Raw genomic sequence first — 5,294 nt, forward strand, 5'->3', positions numbered from 1 at the left:
GTCCTACGTCAGGGGCTCGATCCAGATGTTGCGGTAGCGGACCTTGCTCCCGTGGTCCTGGAGGCGGATCGGGCCCGCGGCCGGCCCTTCCGGTGCTCCGCCGCCGGTCGTGCCCGCCACGGCCACGTCGTCATGGACCGTCGTGCCGTTCCACACCACGGTGACGCGGGCGTCCTCCGTCTTCCTGCCCGCCTCGTCGAAGCGCGCAGCGCGGAAGGTGATGTCGTACGTCTGCCAAGTACCCGCCGGTTTCGCCGCGTTGACGTCCGCGGGCTTCCGCTGGTAGATCGCGGCCGCTCCGTCGATCTTCGGCGTCGTGTCGCCGTAGGAGTCGAGCACCTGGATCTCGTAGCGGTCCTGGAGGTACACACCGCTGTTGGCCCGGTCCTGTCCCGTCACGTCCGGCGGAAGCTCGGGCAGCCAGAACTCGGCGTGCAGTTTGAAGTCACCGAACGCCTGCTTGGTGCGGATGTCGCCGCAGCAGACCTCCATAGCACCGTCCGTCAGAGGCCATTGCGCGGTGCGGCCGTCGGTCTGCTGCCAGGCCGACCGGTCCGCCCCGTCGAACAGGACGACGCGGCTCCCGTGGGGATGGACGGTGATCATGTCGAGGTTGACGTGGCCGGTGTCGCCGCTGTCGTACCGGTAGGTGATGGTGTTGGCGCCGGCGCGCAGCGGCAGTTGTTCGGTCCGGGTGGACCATTTGTTCCACTCGCCGGTGCTGAGCAGCTTCGACTGTCCGATCCTGCTGCCGTTGACGTACACGCTCACGGTCTTGGTACCGGTGAAGGGATGCGGCCCGTTGGCGTAACGCAGACCGACGTCGTAGGTGCCGGCCTCGTCGACGTCCACGTCGAAGGTGGTCGAGGCGCCCTCGGTACCGTATCCGTCGACGAAGCCGCTGCCGGAGTGACCGGCGTGCTCCGTGTCCGTGCCGGCGCCGCCCGCGAGCCGCGCCTCCTCGGCCTCGTAGAGCGTGACCTTCGGTTGTCGTCCGGGCATGGCATTCAGTGTGTACCACGCCTCCGTGCTCCACAGCGCCTCGCCGCTCGCGGAGCTGAACGGGCGGGGCGAGCGCACGTGGACCACCCGGTCGGGCTTGAGGCCGGGGATGACGAGGGTGACCTTCTTGCGGTCGGCGGACAGCGCGGCGGACCGCACGGTCAGCTTCTCCTCGTCCACCTTCGGACCGCCGTACGACGGTGTGGGGACGTATCGCCACTGTGCGACCTGGTAGCGGGCGGCCAGCGTGTCGGCCGTGGCCTGGGACAGCGGCTGGGTGTACTCCAGCTCGAAGCCGTCGGACCTGGCGCGCATCGCCAGGATGTCGAAGGCGTCCTCGCCGTTCGGTGTCAGCTTCTGCAGGCCGTGGGTGAGTTTGCCCTCCTGGCCCCAGTTGCCGCCCGCGCCCAGACCGCCGGCGTAGATGGCGCCGTCCGGGCCCTGGCTGATCCGGTTGACGCCGGCCTCGAGTCCCTGGGTGTGCCGGAACACGGCGCCCTGGTCCTGGCCCTTGACCTTCTCCAGGAACGCGCGCTGGAGGCCGCCGTAGGTGACGTCGCCGAACAGCAGCTGCCCCGCGTAGGGGCCCTTCGTGAGGTGGAGCGGTGTGCTGGGCGAGTTCGCGATCTCGTTCTGCGGCAGCCACAGCACGGGCTTGCTCACCGGGTTGGCGTCGAAGGGGCCGTCCGGGTTCGTGAAGTGGTTGAAGAAGCGGTCCTGCTTGATCCGTACCAGCTTGGAGGCGGGCAGCCAGCCGCCCTGGTTGTCCGTCACGAAGATGTCGCCGCCGGGGCCCCAGCCGATGCCGTTCGGGGTGCGCAGACCGCCCGCGACGTACGACACCTCGCCGGTCTTCGCGTTCACCTTGATCGTCGTGCCGCGGTTTCGGGCGGGCTGCGGATCGGTCGTCGCGCCGCCGTAGTTGATGGCCACGGACAGGTTGAGGTAGAAGAAGCCGTTGCGGTACAGCAGACCGAAGGCGAACTCGTGGAAGTTCCCGCCGAAGGGCCAGGTCGCCACCGTGCGCCGTTCGTCGACGACGTCGTCCCCGTCGGTGTCGCTGAGCTCGGTCAGTTCGTGCTTCTGCGACACATAGATCTTGCCGTCGACGGCCTTGATGCCCATCGGTTCCTTGAGGCCGCTCGCGACCTTCTTGACCGTCACCTTGTCCGGCCCGGTGTCATGGGTGACGTTGCCGAGGAGGTAGACCTCGCCCGTGGTGTTGTCGGTGCCGCCCCACGTGGTGACGGCGAGCCGGCCGTCGGGCAGCCAGTCCATGCCGGTGATCTGCGGCTCGAAGCCGGCCGGCCGGAGGTCGGTCAGGTCGTAGCCGGGGTGGACCCCGGTCAGCGGCAGGCCGTCGCCGGGGGAGTCGGTGCCGCTCTCGCACTCCTTGCGGCCCGGCGCGGTCACGCGTACGACACCGGCGTCGGTGCTCAGGACCGAGTTCGGCACGACGGAGAAGCCGGTGGCGCCGGGGGGCCGCCAGGCGAGCGTGATCTGCTGGCCGCCGGTGCGGTCGAAGTGGTCGATCCGCAGAGCGTGGTGACCTGCGGTCAGCTCCACCGTGCCGTCCTTGGGCTCGGCGCCGTGCAGGCCGTCGTGGTCGATGACCGGCCTGTCGTCGATCAGCAGCCGTGAGCCGTCGTCGCTGGTCAGCCGGAAGGTGTAGGAACCGTCCTGGGGAACGTCGATGTTGCCGATCACCTGGGACACGAAGTGGTCGCCGGCGCCGAAGTCGTCGGTGGAGCTCCAGTCGATCGTCGGCATCAGCTTGTCGACGTTCGGCGTCTGTCCCGGCTTGATGGAGCAGATCTTGCTCATGGGGAGCTGTATGTCGAAGACGCGCAGTGTGACGCCGGGTTCCTGCGGCGGTAGGTCCTCCGCGGCTCCGGCCGCCGCGGAGGCCGGCGGCGACATCAGGCAGCCTGCCAGGAACGAGGCGGCGACCAGGCCGGTCACCCGTCTGCGAAGTCGTTGGTGCAGCCGTGGATTCATGCATCCTCCCGGGCTCCCTGGCGTCGGGAGCACGTAACGGTGGTGAACGTGGACCACAACGCGCGGCGCGATCGGCCGATGCTGATCCGGAGGTTCGAATGAACGCGGTTCGGATGAGAGCAGTGCAGAGGAACGCGGTAGGGATGAGCGCAGTGCAGAGAGCCGAGAGCTCCCAGGAGTGCGCCGCAAACCCTAGGAGCCTTTTGCTGACGGTGTCCATACTTCGTCATCACTGAGAACAAACTTCGCCGTCGCACAGGTGAAGTGACGGCATGTCGGCTCGACTCGGCGGTCCGAGCGAACAAAGTTGACGAGTTGTCACTTCTTGCGCCGAGGCCGGTTCGATGCTTGTTCTTGTTCGTAACGGCGCGCTTACGAACATCCATTGACACCCGACTGTCGACCCCGCCAGAGTCTTCCCCGCCAGTGATGCCGATCGCGGACCGAGGAGCGTTCCATATGCCCGAAATTCCCGCAGTCTCACGCCGCTTGCTCCTGGGAGGAGCCCTCGCCACCGGCGCACTCGCGGCCGGTGTCGGCTCCGCACAGGCCGCCCCTGTCATCGAGGCCGCCACCGCCGTCGACGCCGCACCGCGGCGCAGGCCGGGCCAGAAGTCGATGATCGACGTCGCCTTCGAGCCCTACCGGACCGTCCGGGTCGGAGTGATCGGACTCGGCAACCGGGGCCACGGGATGAGCGAGGGCTGGTCCGTCGTCCCCGGCTGCACCGTCACCGCCGTCTGCGACATCCGTGCCGAGCGCGCCAAGCGCACCGCCGACCGGCTGGTCGCCACGGGCAAGCCCCGTCCCGCCGAGTACAGCGGCTCGGACGAGTCGTTCGCCCGGATGCTGGAACGCGACGACATCGACCTCGTCTACATCGCCACGCCCTGGGAGTTCCACTACCAGCAGGGCAGGGCCGCGCTGCTGGCCGGCAAGCACGTCATCGTGGAACTGCCCATCGCCACCGGACTGGACGAGCTCTGGGACCTCGTCGACACCTCCGAACGGACCCGCAGGCACCTGATCCTCTCCGAGAACTGCAGCTACGGCCGCAACGAACTGGCCATGCTGAAGATGGCGCACGAGGGCCTCTTCGGCGACGTCACCAACGGGCACGGCGGCTACCTGCACGACCTGCGGGCCCTGCTCTTCTCCGACACCTACTACACCGACGCCTGGCGCCGCCTCTGGCACACGCGCAGCACCGCCTCCTTCTACGCGATGCACGGTCTGGCGCCGGTCGCCGCGGCCATGGACATCAACCGCGGGGACCGCATGACGGTGCTGCGCGCCACCGCGACCGAACCCAAGGGCCTCGCCGACTACCGGGAGCGCTTCGTCCCGCGCTCGCACCCGTCGTGGCAGGAGACCTACATCAACGGAGACCTGGTCACCTGCCTGATCGACACGGCCAAGGGCCGGGTCATCAGAGCTGAGCACGACGTCAGCTCACCCCGTCCGTACAGCCGCATCAACTCCCTCGCCGGCAGCCGGGGCATCTTCGAGGACTACGCGGGCACCTCGACGACCGGCGGACGCATCTACGTCGAGCCCGACCACAGCGGACACTCCTGGCGCGACTTCGACACCTACCGCAAGGAGTTCGACCACTGGCTCTGGAAGAAGATCGGCGACGACGCCGCGAACAACGGCGGCCACGGCGGCATGGACTACGTCCTGCAGTGGCGCACCGTCCAGCTGATGCGGGCGGGACTGGTCCCCGACATCGACGTCTACGACTCCGCCGCCTGGTGCGCTCCGGTACCGCTCAGCGTCAAGTCGCTGGCAGCCGGCGGCCGTCCGGTCGAGGTCCCCGACTTCACCCGGGGCTCCTGGGTGAATCTCCGCACAGGTCTGGACTCCCGTACCTCCGAGATGCCCCCCGTGGCCTGAGTTCACCGCTCGGGCGGACCGACAGAAGGAGCAGACAGTGAGATCAGCCGGACGGACAACTTCTCTCAGAGCCATGGCGGTGGCGGCGGCACTGCTCGTTCCCGCTCCCGCCGCGGCCGCCGCCGCATCGGAGCCCGCGCCGGCTCCCGCACGGACCGAGGTGACGATAGCGCCCGTCGACCTCGCGGGCCCGGCCGTCTCGACGGTGAAGGTGACCGTCAAGAACGCCGGACCCGACCGCATGCGTTCCTTGAAGGTCTCGTTCGCCGGGCCGGTGGGCTGGGCGGTCCAGCCGTCGGTCCACAGCGTGGACGGCACCTTCGCCGCCGGCGTCACGGCCGGCGCCGAGTTCCGCATCCAGGTGCCGGAGCCGCGGCCCGGATTCACGGTGCGGACCT

At 68.8% G+C, this 5,294-nt stretch carries 3 protein-coding genes; 2 read left to right on the forward strand and 1 reads right to left on the reverse strand.

The window, feature by feature from the left end; all coding sequences use genetic code 11:
- Positions 1-3 precede the first annotated feature (3 nt).
- Positions 4-3,000, reverse strand: a complete 2,997-nt coding sequence (locus ACWGH4_RS30680) for a family 16 glycoside hydrolase (RefSeq protein ID WP_453466651.1) — start codon at positions 2,998-3,000, stop codon at positions 4-6.
- Positions 3,001-3,459: 459 nt separating this feature from the next.
- Between ACWGH4_RS30680 and ACWGH4_RS30685 the strand changes: the two genes are divergently transcribed.
- Both ACWGH4_RS30685 and ACWGH4_RS30690 read left to right on the forward strand, forming a co-directional pair.
- Positions 3,460-4,896: a Gfo/Idh/MocA family oxidoreductase gene (locus ACWGH4_RS30685; protein ID WP_441262417.1), complete on the forward strand. Its 1,437-nt coding sequence runs from the start codon at positions 3,460-3,462 to the stop codon at positions 4,894-4,896.
- A 73-nt stretch (positions 4,897-4,969) separates the two neighbouring features.
- Positions 4,970-5,294: NEW3 domain-containing protein (locus tag ACWGH4_RS30690; RefSeq protein WP_453466653.1), on the forward strand; the 325-nt coding region annotated here is incomplete at its 3' end.

The organism is Streptomyces sp. NPDC054847 (assembly GCF_053610925.1).

Coding starts and splice junctions, on each gene's coding strand:
- ACWGH4_RS30685 (WP_441262417.1), top strand. CDS start 3,460: ATGCCCGAAATTCCCGCAGTCTCACGCCGCTTGCTCCTGGGAGGAGCC.
- ACWGH4_RS30680 (WP_453466651.1), bottom strand. CDS start 3,000: ATGAATCCACGGCTGCACCAACGACTTCGCAGACGGGTGACCGGCCTG.